Annotated in this window: 17 protein-coding genes and 1 tRNA gene; 14 read left to right on the top strand and 4 right to left on the bottom strand. The window is 66.0% G+C overall.

All coding sequences use genetic code 11. The features are described 5' to 3' along the window. Positions 1-65: 65 nt before the first annotated feature. The gene (locus AC3G88_RS23390) at positions 66-872 is read right to left on the bottom strand and encodes a DUF6279 family lipoprotein (RefSeq protein WP_488771468.1); all 807 of its coding nucleotides are present in this window, start codon (positions 870-872) and stop codon (positions 66-68) included. Between the two features lie 266 nt (positions 873-1138). Here AC3G88_RS23390 and glmU point away from each other — a divergent pair, with 266 nt between their 5' ends. From glmU to AC3G88_RS23345, 9 genes are all read left to right on the top strand, one after another. Next, a complete protein-coding gene (gene glmU / locus AC3G88_RS23385) occupies positions 1139-2503 on the top strand; it encodes a bifunctional UDP-N-acetylglucosamine diphosphorylase/glucosamine-1-phosphate N-acetyltransferase GlmU (protein WP_488894040.1) in 1365 nt (454 codons plus the stop codon). 12 nt (positions 2504-2515) lie between these two features. Beyond that, positions 2516-4354 (top strand): glutamine--fructose-6-phosphate transaminase (isomerizing), encoded by a 1839-nt coding sequence (glmS, locus tag AC3G88_RS23380; RefSeq protein WP_488771466.1) that lies wholly within the window; start codon positions 2516-2518, stop codon positions 4352-4354. A gap of 426 nt (positions 4355-4780) precedes the next feature. After that, positions 4781-5602, top strand: coding sequence for a hypothetical protein (locus AC3G88_RS23375; RefSeq protein ID WP_488894039.1), 822 nt, complete (start codon positions 4781-4783; stop codon positions 5600-5602). A 183-nt stretch (positions 5603-5785) separates the two neighbouring features. Next, entirely contained in the window at positions 5786-6382 is a 597-nt protein-coding gene (gene ribA, locus AC3G88_RS23370) for a GTP cyclohydrolase II (RefSeq protein WP_153949867.1), read from the top strand. A 177-nt stretch (positions 6383-6559) separates the two neighbouring features. After that, entirely contained in the window at positions 6560-7015 is a 456-nt protein-coding gene (locus AC3G88_RS23365) for a PA2169 family four-helix-bundle protein (RefSeq protein ID WP_487523329.1), read from the top strand. 220 nt (positions 7016-7235) lie between these two features. Beyond that, entirely contained in the window at positions 7236-7715 is a 480-nt protein-coding gene (gene bfr, locus AC3G88_RS23360; RefSeq protein ID WP_153949865.1) for a bacterioferritin, read from the top strand. Between the two features lie 114 nt (positions 7716-7829). Continuing rightward, positions 7830-7904 (top strand) — tRNA-Cys (locus tag AC3G88_RS23355). Between the two features lie 371 nt (positions 7905-8275). Then, positions 8276-8719: a GNAT family N-acetyltransferase gene (locus AC3G88_RS23350; RefSeq protein ID WP_153949864.1), complete on the top strand. Its 444-nt coding sequence runs from the start codon at positions 8276-8278 to the stop codon at positions 8717-8719. Between the two features lie 76 nt (positions 8720-8795). Beyond that, positions 8796-9779 carry a quinone oxidoreductase family protein gene (locus AC3G88_RS23345; RefSeq protein WP_488894038.1) on the top strand — a complete coding sequence of 328 codons (984 nt, stop codon included), beginning with the start codon at positions 8796-8798 and terminating at the stop codon, positions 9777-9779. A 22-nt stretch (positions 9780-9801) separates the two neighbouring features. Here AC3G88_RS23345 and dmeF read toward each other — a convergent pair whose 3' ends face one another. Both dmeF and AC3G88_RS23335 read right to left on the bottom strand, forming a co-directional pair. Beyond that, positions 9802-10824 carry a CDF family Co(II)/Ni(II) efflux transporter DmeF gene (gene dmeF, locus AC3G88_RS23340; protein WP_488894037.1) on the bottom strand — a complete coding sequence of 341 codons (1023 nt, stop codon included), beginning with the start codon at positions 10822-10824 and terminating at the stop codon, positions 9802-9804. A gap of 114 nt (positions 10825-10938) precedes the next feature. Continuing rightward, positions 10939-11856, bottom strand: a complete 918-nt coding sequence (locus AC3G88_RS23335; protein ID WP_488894036.1) for a LysR family transcriptional regulator — start codon at positions 11854-11856, stop codon at positions 10939-10941. Positions 11857-11996: 140 nt separating this feature from the next. Here AC3G88_RS23335 and leuC point away from each other — a divergent pair, with 140 nt between their 5' ends. The 4 genes from leuC (at position 11997) to AC3G88_RS23315 (ending at position 16106) form a co-directional block, all read left to right on the top strand. Beyond that, positions 11997-13412 carry a 3-isopropylmalate dehydratase large subunit gene (gene leuC / locus AC3G88_RS23330; RefSeq protein WP_488894035.1) on the top strand — a complete coding sequence of 472 codons (1416 nt, stop codon included), beginning with the start codon at positions 11997-11999 and terminating at the stop codon, positions 13410-13412. Positions 13413-13425: 13 nt separating this feature from the next. Further along, complete coding sequence (leuD, locus tag AC3G88_RS23325) at positions 13426-14070, top strand: 3-isopropylmalate dehydratase small subunit (protein ID WP_488894034.1); 645 nt, start codon at positions 13426-13428, stop codon at positions 14068-14070. A gap of 12 nt (positions 14071-14082) precedes the next feature. After that, entirely contained in the window at positions 14083-14961 is an 879-nt protein-coding gene (locus AC3G88_RS23320) for an alpha/beta fold hydrolase (RefSeq protein WP_488894033.1), read from the top strand. A gap of 557 nt (positions 14962-15518) precedes the next feature. Continuing rightward, the gene (locus AC3G88_RS23315; RefSeq protein ID WP_228771006.1) at positions 15519-16106 is read left to right on the top strand and encodes an acyloxyacyl hydrolase; all 588 of its coding nucleotides are present in this window, start codon (positions 15519-15521) and stop codon (positions 16104-16106) included. 9 nt (positions 16107-16115) lie between these two features. Here the strand turns inward: AC3G88_RS23315 and AC3G88_RS23310 are convergent, their stop codons facing one another. Continuing rightward, complete coding sequence (locus AC3G88_RS23310) at positions 16116-17561, bottom strand: aminotransferase-like domain-containing protein (RefSeq protein ID WP_488894032.1); 1446 nt, start codon at positions 17559-17561, stop codon at positions 16116-16118. A 306-nt stretch (positions 17562-17867) separates the two neighbouring features. On the opposite strand from AC3G88_RS23310, the gene aptA reads away from it, so the two are divergent. After that, entirely contained in the window at positions 17868-19199 is a 1332-nt protein-coding gene (aptA, locus tag AC3G88_RS23305; protein ID WP_153949062.1) for an omega-aminotransferase AptA, read from the top strand. Positions 19200-19206: the final 7 nt, after the last annotated feature.

The following is a 19206-nucleotide window of genomic DNA, read 5'->3' as shown; positions in this document are numbered from 1 at the left end:
GGGCAACGAAAAAGCCCCGTGGCCTGGCCCGGGGCTTTCCTGTCGATGGGGGGCGAACCCGGCGGCTACCTGGCTGCCTGGGGCGCCCGGCCGCTCTCGGCCATCAGCTGGCGCGTATCGTTGATCCAGCCGTCGAAGCGTTTGACGGCATGCGCCTTTTGCTCGGGCGTGGTCATGTTGGCGATCCTGACGGTCAGATCCACCCCGGCCGAGGTACTGCGCTGCTCGCCGCTGCCGGGCCGCTGCCAGTCGTCGGCATACTTGCGCAGCATGGCTTCCACCTGGGGTTTGGGCGGGCGGGTCGAAGAGACTTCGCGCGCCAGGGCCACCCATTCCTGCTGCCGCTTGACGCGCTCGGCATAGCGCGCGTCGGCGCTCTGCATGTAGGGGCCCATCGCGTCGCGGATGGCGCGTTCCTGCTCGCTGGAGAACGACCCGTAGATCAGCTTGGCGTAGCTCATGATCTTGTCGAAGCGGGCGTCGGTACGGGCGGCGGGGTCCGATTTCAGGAATTCCTTGCGGTATTTGGTGTTGCTTTCGGCAAATTTGGCCTCCATCCGCTGGATCTGGTCAGGCTCCAGCGTCAGCAGCAGGTCCGCCAGGTCGGGCACCGCGTTGTCGAAGGCCTGCCGGCCCAGGCGCTGGGAGTCCTGCTGGACCTGCCGCACCATGGCCGGGGTGACTTCGCCCGCGACTTCACCGCGCACGCGGGTCAGCACAGTGGCGATTTCGGGCAGCTGCGCGCGCCGGTGCCAGGCAAAGAAGCGCGCAATGGCTTCCTTGGTGGGCGGCTCCTGGGCGTCGGAGACATCGACATAGCGGTCCACCCACCAGTAGGCCAGGCGGTCGCCCTGCTGGTATCCGAGCTTCATGGCGTTGCATCCAGCCAACGCCAGGAGCATGGTAAATGCTGCAAACCATGCAAAAACGCCGCGTGACCAAATGTGAACAACGGTAACGCGAGGTGATGGACCCAATGCGGCACAGGCCCGCGTGCTAGAATCGGCGCGCATGTTTCCGGGGCCGGCGAATCGCCCGCCAGCCCAGTCGTGGCAACGGTTCAGCCACATCGGCCACAGTGCTCCCAGGCTCGGATTCTTCAGCTTCTTCTCAGACACACTCACTTAGGAACCTCCTTGTGAATATCGTCATTCTTGCCGCAGGCATGGGCAAGCGCATGAACTCCGCGCTGCCCAAGGTGCTGCACCCGGTAGCCGGCCAACCGATGCTGGCCCACGTGCTCGACACGGCGCGTACGCTGTCGCCGTCGCGGCTGGTGGTCGTGGTCGGGCACGGCGCCGGGCAGGTGCGCCAGGCGGTGGGTGCCGACGATGTTGCCTTTGCCGAGCAGGCCCAGCAACTGGGCACCGGCCACGCCGTCATGCAGGCCCTGCCGCTGCTCGATGACGCCCAGCCCACGCTGGTGCTCTACGGCGACGTGCCGCTGACCTCGACCGCCACGCTGCAGCACCTGGTGCAGGCCGCCGGCAGCGAACGCCTGGGCGTGCTCACCGTCGAAATGCCCGACCCCACCGGCTATGGCCGTATTGTGCGCGATGCGGCCGGCAATGTCGTACGCATCGTCGAACAGAAGGATGCCAGCGAGGAAGAACGCGCCATCCGCGAGATCAACACCGGCATCATCGTCTGCCCGACCGCCCACCTGCGCCGCTGGCTGTCCACGCTGCGCAACGACAACGCGCAGGGCGAGTACTACCTGACCGACACCATCGAGCGCGCCGCCACCGACGGCGTGGAAATCGTGTCGTCCCAGCCCGCCGAACTGTGGGAAACGCTGGGCGTCAACAGCAAGGTCCAGCTGGCCGACATCGAACGCATCCACCAGCGCAACATCGCCCAACGCCTGCTTGAAGCGGGCGTCACGCTGCTGGACCCGGCTCGCATCGACGTGCGTGGCCAGCTGACCTGCGGCCGCGACGTGACCATCGACGTAGGCTGCGTGTTCGAGGGCCGCGTGCAGCTGGAAGATGGCGTACACATCGGCGCGCACTGCGTGATCCGCAACACCGTGGTCGGCGCTGGTGCACGTGTGCAACCGTTCTGCCACTTCGAGGAAGCAAAGATCGGGCCGGATGGCCGCATCGGCCCTTACGCGCGTCTGCGCCCCGGCACCGAGCTGGGCCAGGACGTGCATATCGGCAACTTCGTCGAAGTCAAGAACAGCCAGATCGCCAACCACAGCAAGGCCAACCATCTGGCCTACGTGGGCGACACCACGGTGGGTCAGCGCGTGAACATTGGCGCGGGTACCATTACCTGCAACTATGACGGCGTGAACAAGCACCGCACCGTGATCGAGGACGATGTCTTCATCGGGTCCGATACGCAGCTGGTGGCGCCGGTGACCGTGCGCCGCGGCGCCACGATCGGCGCGGGCACCACGCTGACCAAGGAAGCGCCGGCCGACAAGCTCACGCTGTCGCGCGCGAAACAGATGACGATCGACGCCTGGCAGCGTCCGGTCAAGCAACCGAAAAAATAAAGGGGTTCAGCTATGTGTGGCATCGTCGGCGCGGTTTCGCACCGCAATATCGTTCCCGTCCTGGTTGAAGGGCTGCGTCGCCTGGAATACCGTGGCTACGACTCGTGCGGCGTGGCCGTGGTGCGCGACGCGATCCTGGAGCGTGCGCGCACGGTGTCGCGCGTGGCCGACCTCGACACGCAGACCCAGTCGTCGGGTCTGGGCGGCCAGCTGGGCATTGCCCACACGCGCTGGGCCACGCACGGCAAGCCCGATACCGTCAACGCGCACCCGCATTTCTCGGACGAGACCATCGCGCTGGTGCACAACGGCATCATCGAGAACTACGAGCCGCTGCGCGACGAACTTCGCGCGGTGGGCTACGGTTTCGAGTCGCAGACCGATACCGAAGTGGTGGCCCACCTGATCCACCAGGCCTACACCTATCCCAGCAGCGCCACCCGTGGCGACCTGTTCGGCTCGGTCCGCGCGGTGACCAAGCGCCTGCATGGCGCCTATGCGATTGCCGTGGTGGCCAAGGACCAGCCCGACGTGGTGGTCGGCGCGCGCGCCGGTTCGCCGCTGGTGGTGGCGCTGGGCAACGACGAGTCGTTCCTGGCGTCGGATGCGCTGGCCGTGGCCGGCACCGCCAACCGCATCATCTATCTGGAAGAGGGCGACGTGGTGGAACTGACCCGCGCCGGCGCGACGATCCGCGACGTCCATGACGCCGAAGTGCAGCGCGAGGAGCGCGTGGTGGAAGCGCATGCCGCCGCCGTGGAACTGGGCCCGTTCCGCCACTTCATGCAGAAGGAAATCTTCGAGCAGCCGCGTGCGCTGGGCGATACGCTGGAAGGCATCGCCGCCATCACGCCGGAGCTGTTCGGCGACAACGCCGCGCAGGTGTTTGCCGAGACCGACAGCATCCTGATCCTGGCCTGCGGCACCAGCTACTACTCGGGCTGCACGGCCAAGTACTGGCTGGAATCGATCGCCAGAATCCCGACCCAGGTGGAAGTGGCCAGCGAATACCGCTACCGCGATACCGTGCCGAACCCGCGCGCCCTGGTGGTGGTGATCTCGCAATCGGGCGAGACCGCCGACACGATGGCCGCGCTGCGCCACGCCCGATCGCTGGGCCACACGCACACGCTGGCCGTCTGCAACGTGGCCACCAGCGCAATGGTGCGCGAGACGGAACTGCGCTTCCTGACGCGCGCCGGCACCGAAATCGGCGTGGCATCGACCAAGGCATTCACGACGCAGCTGGCCGCGCTGTATATGCTGACGCTGGCGCTGGCCAAGGTACGGGGCCACCTGACCGCGCAGCAGGAAGCCGATGCGCTGACCAACCTGCGGCACCTGCCTTCCGCGCTGCATGGCGTGCTGGCGCTGGAGCCGCAGATCATCGCCTGGTCCGAGGATTTTGCCCGCCGCGAGAACGCTCTGTTCCTGGGCCGTGGCCTGCATTACCCGATTGCCCTGGAAGGCGCGCTGAAGCTCAAGGAAATCTCGTACATCCACGCCGAGGCGTATCCGGCGGGGGAGCTCAAGCACGGCCCGCTGGCGCTGGTGACGGAAGCCATGCCGGTGGTGACGGTAGCCCCGAACGACGCCCTGCTGGAAAAGCTGAAGTCGAACATCCAGGAAGTGCGCGCCCGTGGCGGCCGCCTGTACGTGTTTGCCGATTCGGACACGCACATCCAGTCGTCGGACGGTATCCAGGTGATCCGCATGCCCGAGCACTACGGCGCGCTCTCGCCGATCCTGCACGTGGTGCCGCTGCAACTGCTGGCCTATCACACGGCCTGCGCCCGGGGTACCGACGTGGACAAGCCGCGCAACCTGGCGAAGTCGGTGACGGTGGAGTAATCCTCCCCGTCCGGCCCCCGGACATCGGGGCACCGGGACATCGACCTATCGACCCATCGAGCCATCGAACAAGGGCCGCCTCCGGGCGGCCTTTGTCTTTGGCGGGCCAGGCTGTCGGGCCGAAAGTGGCCGTCTGGAGAGCGTCCCGGCCAGCGCTGACGCAAGGCCCCGCACGATTGCGGCGTTGTCTCATAGCCGTGGTGTTTCCGGCACGCTACAAAGTAAAAGGCCTCCCGCTTGGGAGGCCTTTTACTCCTTACGCCGGGGCGCCCTTGCGGGGTATGCCGATCGACGTCTCAGGAGGGATCCTAGAGAACCCAATAGGCACTGTCAATCGCTATGCGGACATCATCCATCGAGAACTTTGAACGCGTCGTTTCGTCGCGACGCCTGAACAGCTACCGGAGATACTTCAAGACAAAAACGATGGACGAAGCCATCGGTTTGTATTTGTGGAATGGCGAGGTTTCATCGTGCTTCGCGTCGCACCTTGCATACTTCGAGATCGTGCTGCGCAACAGCGTCCATCGCGCGATGTCGATGTTCTGCACAAGGGGCCGGAGCACAAGCGCGCACTGGTATGACCAGATCTGGAAGACGCTGAGCCCGACGACTCAGCGGCGCATCGAAGAGGTGCGCCAGCGCAGGTCCAAGGTGACACTTGACGCGGACGAGATGGTGGCAAGTCTTTCGCTGGGCTTCTGGCCCGCTGTCCTACGCAATATCGATCATGCGCACGCCAATCTGATCCTGCCGGCCGTATTTCCCTTTCATCCACTAAGTGCGCCGGTGCCGCAATGGCGTGACACGAAGGTGCGTCGTCGGGCGCTGTCGTTCGTCTTTGAACTGCACGCATTCAGGAACCGTCTTGCGCATCACGAGCCATTGTGGAAATTTGGCGCGATGCGGGATGCCTCCGGGACCTCGGACGCCACGAACCGGCTCCCTTCCAGAAGTCCTGCCGAAAGCATAGACCGCCTGCGCGGGCTGTTGGCGTTGATCGAAGACGCCGCCGGTTTCATCGATCGCGCCATGCGGGACGACCTGCGGGCAGCCTCCTGGCGCCAACGCCTGGACTTCCTGCTCACCGAGCGTGGCCTCCAGCGGTATCGTTGCCGCAAGCATGTGCCCGTTCCGGCGGTTCTGACGCCGGCCCAGTTACGGTATCGCTTTACGCTGATCGGCCGGAACAACCAGCCGGTTCGGGTCCGCCGTGCGCGGTCGAGCGGTCTGTTCGTTCCCGATTGAGCCTTGCGCAACCGGCCTGCGGCCTACCGCCCGGTAACCCCTCTGCGGATGGCGGATTGCATTTCGCGGTATCCTTGCCGGCATGCCGCGTCGGCGCCTCTCCCAATCGGCGCTCCGTGGCGCGCCTGCCCCGCGCCCGCATCATGCCGCGCGGGCACCATGGCGCCTCCAGCGAACATCAATATGAAAGACCTAGAAAGTGAGCTGATCGGCTCCGCCCGGCTGCCGACCCGCTATGGCCAATTCACCGCCCATGCCTTCCAGGGCGTGGACACCGGCACCGAACACCTGGCGCTCTCGATGGGCGATATCTCGGGCGAGGACGTGCTGCTGCGCCTGCATTCCGAGTGCCTCACCGGCGATGTGTTCGGCTCGTGCCGCTGCGACTGTGGCGAGCAGCTCGATCTGGCCATGAAGAAGATCGCCGAGGAAGGCCGCGGCGTGCTGCTATACCTGCGCGGGCACGAAGGCCGCGGCATCGGCCTGTCCAACAAGATCCGCGCCTACGCGTTGCAGGACACCGGCCTCGATACCGTCGATGCCAACCTGGCGCTGGGCCAGGCGATCGATTCGCGGACCTATGCGTTTGCCGCCGATTTCCTGCGCCAATGGGGGGTCACGTCGGTTCGCCTGATGAGCAACAATCCCATCAAGATCAAGGCACTGGAAGACGCTGGCATCAAGGTGACGGAGCAGATGCGTCACATCGTGCCGGCCAACTCCGAAAACGAAAAGTACCTGGCGACCAAGCGATCGCGCATGGGTCACTTGCTGGACTGACTTCCGGCGCGCTGCCGGCCTGTAGGCATAGGCCGACAGCGGCTTGCGAGGCCCCCCGACATCCCCGCCGGGGCCGCTCTTCTATCTTGGAACACAAGGGCCGCGTGGCGTCAGGCGCCGTGCGGGATGTTCCATGCGCGTCGCGCGGTGCGTGCGCGCTGATGAGAGGAGTCCGACATGGCTGACAACAACGTCTCTGTGCTTAACGACCTGATTGAAGTCTCGCGGGACGGCGAGGAAGGGTTTCGCAAGGCTGCCGAAGATGCCAAGAATCCGGAACTAAAGACGCTGTTTTCGAGCCGCGCCATGGAGATTGGTGCGGCAGTGCGCGAGCTTCAGGGGCAGGTGGCCGCGCTGGGCGGCAAACCGGAAGACCACGGCAGCGTGGCCGGTGCGCTGCATCGCGGTTGGCTGAGCCTGCGCACGGCGGTCACGGACCGCACCGATCTGGCCATTCTGGAAGAAACCGAGAAGGGCGAGGACGTTGCGAAGAAGAAGTACGCCGATGCGCTGCAGGAACCCGATCTCAGTTTCGATATTCGTGCACTGATCGAACGGCAATATCAGGGCGTGCTGCGCAATCACGACCTGATTCGGGATCTGCGCAATCGCTATCGTGCCAGCGGTGAATGAAGGGTCCGCCCAATATAAGGAAGGCGCCTCCATTGCGAGGCGCCTTTTTATTTCGTCTGAATCGGAATCAGTATCACTCGCATAATCATCGTTGCGAGGTATTTTCTGGTTTGCGAGCAATGATCGACCGGAAAGCCGCGCGGAGCTTGAAGTTCCGGTTGGGGGAATTACCATGAAAATCGTCGCCGGCCCGTATTAAGGATGGAAGGGGACCAAGGTCATGAAAGCCGACAAAAAGGTAATTCAGTTGCTCAACGGTCAGCTCAAGCACGAACTGACGGCGATCAACCAGTATTTTCTGCACGCCCGCATGTACCGTCATTGGGGGCTCCAGGCGCTGGGCAAACATGAGTATGAAGAGTCGATCGAGGAAATGAAGCATGCCGACCGGCTGATCGAACGTATTCTCATGCTCGATGGCCTGCCCAACCTGCAGGATCTGGACAAGCTCATGATCGGCGAGAACACCGAGGAAATGCTCGGCTGCGATCTGAAGCTCGAACTGGTATCGCAGGCCAGCCTGAAGGAAGCCATCAAGTACTTCGAATCGGTGAGCGACTACGTGTCCCGCGATATCGTGACCGATATCCTGGATGACACCGAAGACCATATCGACTGGCTGCAGACCCAGATCGAACTGGTCGCCAAGGTCGGCGTGCAGAACTACCTGCAGTCGGCCATGGGAGAGCCGGGGGAATAGCCGGGCCAGCCCCTTCGCCAGCCGGCAGGACAGATCCGCGTCCAGCAGACTTTTCTGACTTCGGCTACACTGCGCCCCGCACCACAGAACGGCCCATTCGGGCCGGCATCCCGGGGCGGGGTGGCAGAGTGGTTATGCGACGGCCTGCAAAGCCGTTTACGACGGTTCGATTCCGTATCCCCGCCTCCACTCCCCGACGCGTATCCCGTCTTCTCTCCCCGGTTTTTCCGCTGACGTCGCCTGGCCGGACGAAGTTTCCCGCGCACGCATTATCTTCACGAAACATGCCGATACTGACGGGCAGGCCTGGCGCTATTTATGCTCGCTTTCCGGTCATGCATGGCACGCGTCGCATTCGGTGATTTCCCTCTGGAAACTGCGACGCGATTGCGATACTGTGAGGCCCGCGTGCACCAATCGTCAGCAAATCACCGCTCTCTTTGGTGCCGTTGTCGTACGACCGGCGGGTCGTGGCGGCACGGCGCTGGCGCACACGTTTCACCATGCAGGGCTTCCATGGCGTATCCGTCGCAACGTGATGAGAGAAACAGAGGCTCCCAATGATTAAAGACCTGCGAATCCGGATGGCGCAGCCGTCGGATGCGCTCGCTATCGGTACCGTTCTTGAGCGGTGCGGCTTGCCGATAGACGATCTGCCGCGACTCGTCGGCGAATTTCATGTGGCCGTGCTCGAAGCGCAACTGGTGGGTTGCGCTTGTGCCGAGCTATTTGGCGATACGGCGATTATCCGATCGGTGGCCGTGTTGCACGAATGGCGCGACCAGGGCGTGGCCAGCCATCTGGTACACGCCGTGATGATGCGCGCGCGCGCCAACGGCAGCCGTCGCGCGGTCTTGCTGACGTCCACCTGCCCCAGTTACTTCGCGCGTTACGGTTTCTCGCTGATCCACGCGTCGAAGCTGCCGACCGAGGTATTGGAGAGCCAGGAGTTCCGACGGCTGCGCGATACCAGCGCGCTGTGCATGAGCGCCGAACTGATCTGACGTGAGCGCCGGCAAGGTTTCGTAAAAGCGTCAATAATCGGGCCTTCACGTTCAGCCAGTCCATCGAGGAGACCCCATGCCGACGACCGTCCGCGCCATCCGCCTTCACGAATTTGGTCTGCCGCAGGTCATGCGGCTGGAATCGGTGGAACTGCCCGATCCAGGCCCCGGCGAGGCGCGTGTGCGGCACACGGCCATCGGCTTCAATTTCATCGATATCTACCAGCGCCGCGGCACGTATCCGCTACCGGCCGGGACCGGGCTCGGCTTCGAGGCCGCCGGCGTGGTGGAGGCCGTGGGCCCCGGTGTGACCGACGTGGCGGTCGGCGACCGCGTGGCCTACATGAACGCGGGTCTGGGCGCCTACGCGGAAGGCCGCAACGTGGCGGCCGACAAGCTCGTCAAGCTGCCCGGCAACGTCAGCGACGAACAGGCCGCCGCCACCATCTTCAAGGGCATGACCGCGCAGTATCTGGTGCGCCATACCCATGCGGTCAAGCCCGGCGACACGGTGCTGGTGCATGCGGCGGCCGGCGGCGTGGGCCAGATCCTCAGCGGCTGGGCCAAGGCGCTGGGCGCGCGCGTGATCGGCACGGCCGGTTCGGCGGCCAAATGCGAACGCGCGCGGGCGGCCGGTTGCGATATCGCCATCGACTACAGCCATGGCGACTGGGTCAAGCAGGTGCGCGATGCCACCGACGGGCGCGGCGTGACGGTGGTCTACGACGCCGTGGGCAAGGACACCTTCCTTGGGTCGCTCGACTGCGCCCAGACCTTCGGCATGGTCGTGCTGTACGGCGCGGCATCGGGGCCGGCACCGGCCATCGAGCCCGAGCTGCTCAACAAGAAGGGCTGCCTGTTCCTGACCCGGCCGTCGGTGTTCCCGCATAACGCCGATGCGGCGCGCTTCCGCGCCAATGCCAAGGATCTGTTCGATGCCATCGCCGCTGGCCATGTGAAGGTCGATATCGGCGCCCGCTTCCCGCTGGCCGACGTGGCGCGCGCCCACGAGGCGGCCGAGCGCCGCGAGACGACCGGCGCGATCCTGCTGCAGCCCTGACCCCCCTGACGTCGGCCGCGATCTAGTGACGGTGCGGGGTCCGGCCCGGTGCCGGGCCATCGTCGCACTGGTTGATCTCGACGCTGACGTGCACCAGTTCCTCGTGAACCGACAGGGCCTGGCGCACGCGTTGCGGCGTCAGGGTGGCGTCGTGGGTGACCAGGCTGGCGATGCAGGCAAACTGCTCGCGGCCCACGCGCCAGACGTGCAGGTCCGCCACGCGGGTGTGGCTTTCGCCGTGGGCGAATGCGTCGAGCACTTCGCGTACTTCCGCTACCACGGGGTGGTCCATCTCGCGGTCCAGCAGCACCGTACCGCTCTGGCGCAGCAGGCCGATCGCCCAGCGACCCACCAGCACGGCGCCCACCAGACCCATCACCGGGTCAAGCCAGCTCCAGCCCAGCCACCAGCCGCCGGCCAGTGCCACGATGGCCAGCACGGACGTGGCCGCATCGGCAATCACGTGCAGGTAGGCGGCGCGCAGGTTGATGTCGTGATGCGGGTGGCCGTGATCGTGACCATGGCCGTGGTGGTGGTCGTGCCCGTGATCGTGCCCGTGGCTGTGGCCGTGCCCGTGGTCGTGTCCATGGTGGGCGCCGCCCAGGATCAGCGCGCAGCCCAGGTTGACCAGCAGGCCGATGGCGGTCACGGCCATGGCTTCGCGGTAGTGGATCGGCGCGGGGCTGAACAGCCGTTCGATGGAGCCGAAAGCCATCAGGCCGGCCACACCCAGCAGGAAGACGGCGCTGGCAAAAGCGGCCAGCACCTCGATCTTCCAGGTGCCGAAGGTGAAGCGCGCGTCCTGCGCCAGCCGCCGGGCCGCGGCATAGGCAAATGCCGACAGGCCGATGGCCACCGCGTGCGAACTCATATGCCAGCCGTCGGCCAGCAGCGCCATCGAATTGAAGCCCAGGCCGGCGGCAATCTCGATGGCCATCATCGCCAGCGTGATCCACATCACCAGGCGGGTACCGCGTTCGGCGGCCTGGTTGCCGGTGTCGAAGACGTGGGAATGGGTCCAGGCCGAGAAATTGTGCGTGTGCATGAGGAAGTCCGTGATGCGGGAGGGATGCAGTCCCTAGGGTAGCAGCCGCATCCCGACAGTCATCTGACAACCATGGGGGCGCGGGGGTTGTTGCGCCGCCGCGCGCGGGGCCGGCTACCAGCCGTGATAGCCGGCCGCCGTGTCGTATCCGCCAAAGTGGTCGGCCATGAAGTCGACAAAGGCGCGCACGCGGGCCGACAGCTTGTCGCGCGAGAGATACACCGCGTAGATATCGGCCGACGGCGCCGACCATTCGGGCAGCACCTGCCGGAGCCGCCCGGAGCGCAGCAGCGGCGCCACCTCCCATTCGGACCGCAGCACGATGCCGTGCCCCTGGAGCGCCCAGTTCACGGCCACCTCGCCATCGTTGGTGGCCGCCGGGCCGCGCACCTTGACGGTCTCCTGACGGCCCGCCGCCTGCAGGTGCCAGGTGCCGTACGCGGTTTCGCTCTCGCGGATGACGATGCAGCGGTGCTGCTGCAGGGCGCGCGGCGACGCTGGCTCGCCATGGCGCGCCAGGTAGGCCGGCGCGGCGCACAGCAGCCGGCTGTTCGGCGCCAGTTTGCGCGCGTTGAGTCGGGCATCGGGCAGGTCGCCCACCAGGATGCCGACATCGAATCCTTCCTCGGCCAGGTTCAGCGCGCGGTCGGTCAGCTGCAGCTGGATTTCGACATCGGGATACGCCTGCAGGAAATCGCCCACGGCCGGCGCAATATGCCGGCGGCCAAAGCCCAGCGTGGCATTCACCCGCAGCAGCCCGCGCGGCGCCACCCGGCTGCCGCCCAGCCCCTGTTCCAGTTCCTCCAGTTCGGCCAGGATGCGTGCGCCCTGGTCCAGATAGGCCTCGCCCTCGGGCGTCACCGACAGGCGCCGGGTGGTGCGATTCAGCAGCCGCACGCCGAGCCGGGCCTCCAGCGCGGCCAGCCGCTTGCTGGCGGCCGAGGGCGTCAGGCCAAGCTGCTGCGCGGCGCCGGCCAGGCTGCCGCGCTTGACCAGCAGGATGAAGAAGGCGAGGTCCGAAAAGGTGTCCATGGCGGGGATCGTGCTGGAAATCCATCCGCAAGACTGGTGAATTCACGGCACGAATGAAATGCGATTCGCGAAATTATAGCGATGGATTCCGCGATTAGACTGCCTGTCATTCCATCCCCCACAACAGGCAGGCAAGCAACATGGCCGGACGCACGCTGTATCGCAAGCTCGTGGAGTCGCACACCGTGGTCACGCTGGACGCTGACAACGTGCTGCTCTACGCCGATCTGCACATCATGAACGAGTACACCAGCCCGCAGGCTTTCGCGGGGCTGGCGGAGCACGGCCGCAAGGTGCCGGCGCCGGGCCAACAACTGGCCGTGGTCGACCACATCATCCCCACGCATGCGGAGTCGCCGCGCGTGATCCAGGACCCGGCGTCGGCGCTGCAGGCGCGCAACCTCAAGCGCAACTGCGACCTGCATGGCATTCCGCTGTTCGATACCAATGACCCGCTGCAGGGCATCGAGCACGTCATCACGCCCGAGCACGGCATGATCCGCCCCGGCATGGTCGTGTTGTGCGGCGACAGCCACACCACCACGTATGGCGCCTTTGGCGCGCTCGGGTTTGGCATCGGCACGTCCGAAGTGGAGCACGTGCTGGCCACGCAGACGCTGGTCTACCGGCTGGCGCGGGACATGCGCATCCGCGTGGACGGCCTGCTGCCGCGGGGTACCACGTCGAAAGACCTGATCCTGCACATCATCTCGCGCATCAGCGCCCAGGGGGCGCGCGGCTATGTGGTGGAGTTCACGGGCAGCGCCATCCACGCCCTGTCGATGGAGGCGCGCATGACCCTGTGCAACATGACGGTCGAGGCCGGCGCGCGTGGGGCGCTGATCGCGCCGGATGCCACGTCGGTGAACTATGTGCTGGAGCGCGCCGCCGATATCGACGGGGCGATGGCGCAGGCCGCGCGCACGGCCTGGGCGCAACTGGTATCCGATGCCGATGCGGGCTTCGACGCCGAACTGGTGTTCGATGCCTCGGCGGTGGAACCCTATGTGACCTGGGGCACGAGCCCGGACCAGGCCATCCCGGTCAGCGCCGCCGTGCCGCATCCGGCGGACGCCGCGGACGACATCGCGCGGGCTTCGGCCGAACGTGCGCTCGACTATATCGGCCTGGCGCCCGGCAGCCCGCTGCAGGGCCTGCCGGTGCAGCGCGTGTTCATCGGCTCGTGCACCAACGGGCGGATCGAAGACCTGCGCGCGGTGGCCGATGTGGTACGCGGGCACAAGGTGGCCGAAGGCGTGCGGGCGATGGTGGTGCCGGGGTCCGGTGCCGTACGCGAGCAGGCCGAGGCCGAGGGCATTGCCGCGCTGCTGCGGGAAGCCGGTTTCGAATGGCGCAAGCCAGGCTGCTCGATGTGCCTGGCGATGAACGACGACGTGCTGGCACCGGGCGAACGCTGCGCATCCACCACCAACCGCAATTTCGAGGGCCGCCAGGGCCGGGCGGGCCGTACCCACCTGATGAGCCCGGCCATGGCCGCCGCGGCCGCCATCACGGGCTGCATCACCGACGTGCGCCAGCTTGGCCTTTCCCGCTGACCGGAGACCCACAATGTCCGCATTCACCCTGATCGAAGGCACCGGCGCACCGCTGCCGCTGCCGAACCTGGACACCGACCAGATCATGCCCAAGCAGTTCCTGCGCGGCATCGACAAGGCCGGGCTGGACCGTGGCCTGCTCTACGACATGCGCTTTGACGAGCATGGCGTGCCGCGCCCGGATTTCGTGCTGAACCAGCCGGCCTGGCGCAATACCGGCGTGCTGGTGGCCGGCCCCAACTTCGGCTGCGGTTCCAGCCGCGAGCACGCCGTCTGGGGGCTGCAGCAGTACGGCATCCGCGCGGTCATCGCGCCCAGCTTCGGCGAGATCTTCTACTCGAACGCCATGAACAACCGCCTGTTGCTGGTGATGCTGCCGCAGGCGCAGGTGGATGTGCTGATGCGCGCCGTGAGCGACCCGGCGGCACCGGCATCGATCCGCATCGATCTGGACACGATGACCGTGGCCGCCGGCGGCTTCACGGCGCCGTTCACGCTGTCGGACCGGCACCTCGACATGTTCCGGCGCGGCCTGGACATCATTGGCATGTCGCTGACCCACGCCGACGCCATTGCGGCATTCGCACGCCGCCACCATGCGGCCAGCCCTTGGCTTCGCGATGTGGCCCGCACTACCATGGCGCGACTGGCGGGCTAAGGAGACAGGACGATGTTCGAAGGTTTCAAGACGCACTGGATCGACCATGATGGCGTGCAGATCCACGCCGTGGTGGGCGGGGAGGGGCCGCCGCTGCTGCTGTTGCACGGGCACCCGCAGACGCACGTGATCTGGCACAAGGTGGCGGGCGAACTGGCGCGCCATTTCACGGTGGTGGCCACCGACCTGCGCGGCTATGGCGACAGCGGCAAGCCGGCCGGGCTGCCGGACCACAGCAACTACAGCAAGCGCGTGATGGCGGCCGACCAGCTGGCCGTCATGCGCCAGCTTGGCTTCGAGCGGTTCCGGGTGCTGGCGCACGACCGGGGCGCCCGCGTGGCGCATAGGCTGGCGGTCGATCATCCGCAGGCCGTGGAAAAGCTGGTCACGCTGGACATCGCGCCGACGCTGGCCATGTACAACCAGACCACCGAGGCCTTTGCGCGGGCCTACTACCACTGGTTCTTCCTGATCCGCCCGGCGCCGTTCCCCGAAACGCTGATCGAGGCCGATCCGGCGCTGTACCTGCGCCAGACCATGGGCGGCCGCAGCGCCGGCATGACGCCATTTACCGACGCCGCACTGGCCGAATACCTGCGCTGCCTGAAGCTGCCGGGCGCCGCGCATGGCCTGTGCGAGGACTATCGGGCCAGCGCGGGCATCGACCTGGAGCACGACCGCGCCGACATCGAGGCCGGCCGAAAGGTCGAATGCGACATGCTGGCGTTGTGGGGCGCCAACGGTGCGGTGGAACAGTGTTTTTCACCTTTGGAAGAATGGCGCAAGGTTGCACGCAAGGTGACGGGTCACGCCCTGCCGTGCGGGCACTACATCGCCGAGGAAGCGCCGGAGCTGTTGCTGGCCGAAGTGCTGCCGTTCCTGCGCGGCTGACGATCGGCAACTCTCTGATTTCTCAGAGATTTCTTCGCCCGCCGCGGCCGCCCGGCTGCGCGCGGTGCCTTGGACTGGCCGGTGTCGGGCGGATTCTGCATGATGGGCTCATGAGGCCCTCGCGACACATCTGGCCGCGGTGCGATGCCGTTTACGCCGATACGCCTGTTTCACCTTCGGTCTGCACGGTTGGCCATGTGCTGGCATCATCGCGAGCTGGAGGATGTTTTTAGTGGAATTGCCGCGTTGCCCGCACATCGGCAGCCGGCTGGGCGATTTACATGCATTCGTGAATGTATGTATAATCCGTCGCAAAAATTCCGGTTAAAACTTCTCCTCAGCTGTTAATTCCCACAATGACGTACCGATTTATTGCAAGCTGCCTCGCCATCTGGCTCGGGATCTGTGTTGCCGCGAGCTGGGTGGTAGAGCGGCTCTGGGCCTGACCCGTCCCTAGCGCCAAGGTGCTTCGGCGGGGCCGGCAGTCGATTTCGTCTAGTTGCCGAGTCACTCTCTTCGATGTCTTCACCATGAAGACAGCACAACAAGAACGCCGCATGCATCTCGCCAAGTCACCCCGATCCCTGTTCGTCCTCCGTACCCTGGCCGTCGCCGCAGCCGTCGCTGGTGCCAGTTCGGCCGCCAGCGCCGAAGAGCTGGTGGGCTGGGCCCATCCGGCCGTGCACGTGGCCTATGGCCGCGATACCAGCCACGACGTCAACAAGTACGAGTTGGGCGTCAACTTCAACACGCCGATCCAGTACGGCAACCCGCAAGGCTGGCTGTTCAGGCTGCAGGCCGAGTTCAACGTGGCCGGCTGGGACGCGCGCGGGGGCACCAACCAGCAAAACCTGTTCGAATTTGGCATTTCGCCGATCCTGCGCGTCGAAAAGCGCGGTGGCTACTTCGTGCCGTTCGCAGAGGCTTCGGTGGGCGTGCGCGTGCTGACGCACACCGGTACGTCCGACGAGCATCGCATGGGCAGCGCCTTCCAGTTCTCCGACATGCTTGGCGTGGGCGTGGGCTTTGGCAAGAACGCCAATACCGAAGTCGGTTTCCGGTTCCAGCACATTTCCAATGCCGGCATCAAGGAACCTAACCCGGGCAGCAACTTCTACACCGGCTACGTGCGCTATCGCTTCTGATTGCCTGCGTCAGGCGGCCCGGGTGCGGTCCCGGCCGCCGCGCAGCGCGTCGAAAAACGCCCACAACTGGGGTGCATCGCCAGTGGCCACGTTGAAGCGGATCCACGGCGAATCGGTTTCATCGGGTTCGAAGTACGAACCGGGCGCCAGCCAGATGCCGTGCTCCAGCGCCAGCGTTGCCAGCTGGTTGCCAGTCAGTGCCGGCGCGCCATCTTCGTGCGCCAGGCGGGCCCAGGCGAACATGCCGCCGTCGGGCCGCAGCATGATCTCCAGACCATGCGCTTCCATCCTTTCCGCCACGCGATCCTGTTGCGCGCGCAGCCGTTCGGCCAGCGCGGCCACGTGCCGCCCATAGTGGCCGCTGGTCAGCACCGAATACACGAGCCGTTCGGTGACTTCCGATGAAGTCAGGCCCACCGCCATTTTTGTCTGCGCAAAGGCCTTGGCCAGGTCCGGACTGGCCGCCAGGTAGCCCACCCGCAGCGACGGCGTGATCGTCTTCGAAAACCCGTTGACGTAGATCACCTGCGACAGGCCATCCATGGCCGCCAGCATCGGCGACCCGGCCGGCGCCAGTTCGCGATAGATATCGTCTTCCACCACCAGCAGCCGGTGCTGCTCGGCCAGTTGCAGCACACGGAACGCGTTCATGCTGGTCAGACTGGCGCCGGTCGGATTCTGCAGCACCGTGTTGACGAACAGTGCGCGCGGCGCGTGCTGGCGGATGGCGTCTTCGAGCGCATCGGTGTCCAGGCCGGCCTCGGTGCGATTGACGCCCACGGCGCGCAGGCCGGCCAGCCGCAAGATCTGCAACAGATTGCAATAGCACGGCGATTCCACGAGCACCGTGTCGCCGGGCCGGAGCAGGGTGCGCACCACCAGGTCCAGCGCCTGCGTGGCGCCCTGCGTCAGCACCACCTGTTGTGCCTGCACGGGCATGCCGTACTGGCTCAGGTGCGTGGCGATGTGTTCGCGCAAGGCGCCGAAGCCGTAAGGGTGGCCGTATCCGGACACCTGCGCGGCCGGCACGCGCGCCGCGCTGCGCATGGCCTGGTGCAGGCCTTCTTCGTTGAGCCAGTCGCCGGGCAGCCAGCCGGCGCCGGCCTTGATCGGCACGGAATGGTCGGCGAAGACGTCGGACAGCAGCCAGGCGGCGTTGAGCGCCGGGGCCTCCCACTGCGACGTGCGCGCCTGGCCAGCCGGCGTATGCCGATGGGCCACGGTGTAGCCCGAGCCGGGCCGCGCGGTCAGGTAGCCCAGCGCGGTCAGGCGGCCATAGGCCTCGGCCACCGTGAAGGTGCTGACGTTGTGCTGCTGCGCGAAGCGCCGCACCGATGGCAGCAGGGCGCCGGCACGCAGGGCGCGCTGGTCCACCAGCCCGGCAATGCCGGCCACGATCTGTTCGGTCAGGGTTTCACCGCCACGGCGGCTTCGTGCGAGGTTCAGGTTCAGCATGGGACGGCTGCAAGGTGCGAAACCTGTACAGTGTACTGGCTCGCGGGCAGGACGCCAGAATTGGTGCGCTGCAGCGTGCAGGCCTTGTGCCTGATCGGTTTCAGGGCTGTCACAGCGCACGGCCCTCCGCGCGGCCGTGCCGCCCGCGGCGTGCATGCCTGTACGGTTGCCGATGACTAAACTGTACGGTAAGGCGGCGATCTCGTGACCGTATATTCTTTACGCCGGACCCCGCCGGTAGAGTTGCCGGAAACCTCGGCGTCGCATTTCGCGCGCGCCACCCTGCATACCGCACCAGGAGAACGTATGGACGCCGCCAAGACCGTGATTCCCGATCTCGAAGCCCTGTGGATGCCGTTTACCGCCAATCGCCAGTACAAGGCCGCCCCGCGCCTGCTGGCATCGGCCAGCGGCATGTACTACACGACCCACGATGGCCGCAAGGTTCTCGATGGCTGCGCCGGTCTCTGGTGCGTGGCCGCCGGCCATTCGCGCAAGGAGATCGTCGACGCGATCGCGCAGCAGGCGGCCACGCTGGACTATGCGCCGCCGTTCCAGATGGGCCATCCGCTGGAATTCGAGGCCGCCACCAAGGTGGCAGCCCTGATGCCCAAGGGGCTGGATCGTATTTTCTTTACGAATTCGGGTTCGGAGTCGGTCGACACGGCGCTGAAGATCGCGCTGGCCTACCATCGGGCCCGCGGCGAAGGCCAGCGCACGCGCATCATCGGCCGCGAGCGTGGCTACCACGGCGTGGGCTTCGGCGGGCTGGGCGTGGGCGGCATCGGCCCGAACCGCAAGATGTGGTCGGCCAACGTGATGCCGGGCACCGACCACCTGCCGGCCACGCTGAACATTGCCGAGGCGGCGTTCTCGAAGGGGCAGCCGCAATGGGGTGCCCATCTGGCCGATGACCTGGAGCGGTTGATCGCGCTGCACGATGCGTCGAACATCGCCGCCGTGATCGTCGAGCCGATGGCGGGTTCCGCCGGCGTGCTGATTCCGCCGGTCGGCTATCTGGAGAAATTGCGCGAGATCACCAGCAGGCACGGCATCCTGCTGATCTTCGACGAGGTGATCACCGCCTTTGGCCGCCTGGGCGCCGCCACCGCGGCAGAGCGCCTGAAGGTCACGCCGGACCTGATCACGATGGCCAAGGCCATCAACAATGCCGCCGTGCCGATGGGTGCCGTGGCCGTGCGCCGCGAAGTCCACGACGCCGTGATCAACGCCACGCCGCAGGGCGGCATCGAACTGCCGCACGGCTACACGTATTCCGGCCACCCGCTGGCGATGGCGGCCTGTATCGCCACGCTGGACCTGTACAAGCGCGACAAGCTGTTCGAGCGCGCGGCCGAGCTGGCGCCGAAGTTCGAGGCCGCCGTGCACGGGCTGCGGGGCGCGCCTTATGTGAAGGACATCCGCAACCTGGGCCTGGTGGCCGGTGTGGAACTGGAATCGCGCCCCGGCGCACCGGGTGCGCGCGCATACGAGGCGTTCCTGAAATGCCTGGAGCTCGGTGTGCTGGTACGCTACACCGGCGACATCCTGGCGTTCTCGCCGCCGCTGATCATTGCCGAGGCCGAGATCGACCAGTTGTTCGATACCGTGCGCCAGGCCCTGCAGAGCATCCAGTAAGACCCGC

The organism is Cupriavidus sp. 86D6 (assembly GCF_057815095.1).
The sequence above is the reverse complement of the archived record's forward strand: the minus strand, read 5'-3'. Positions and strand labels throughout refer to the sequence as shown.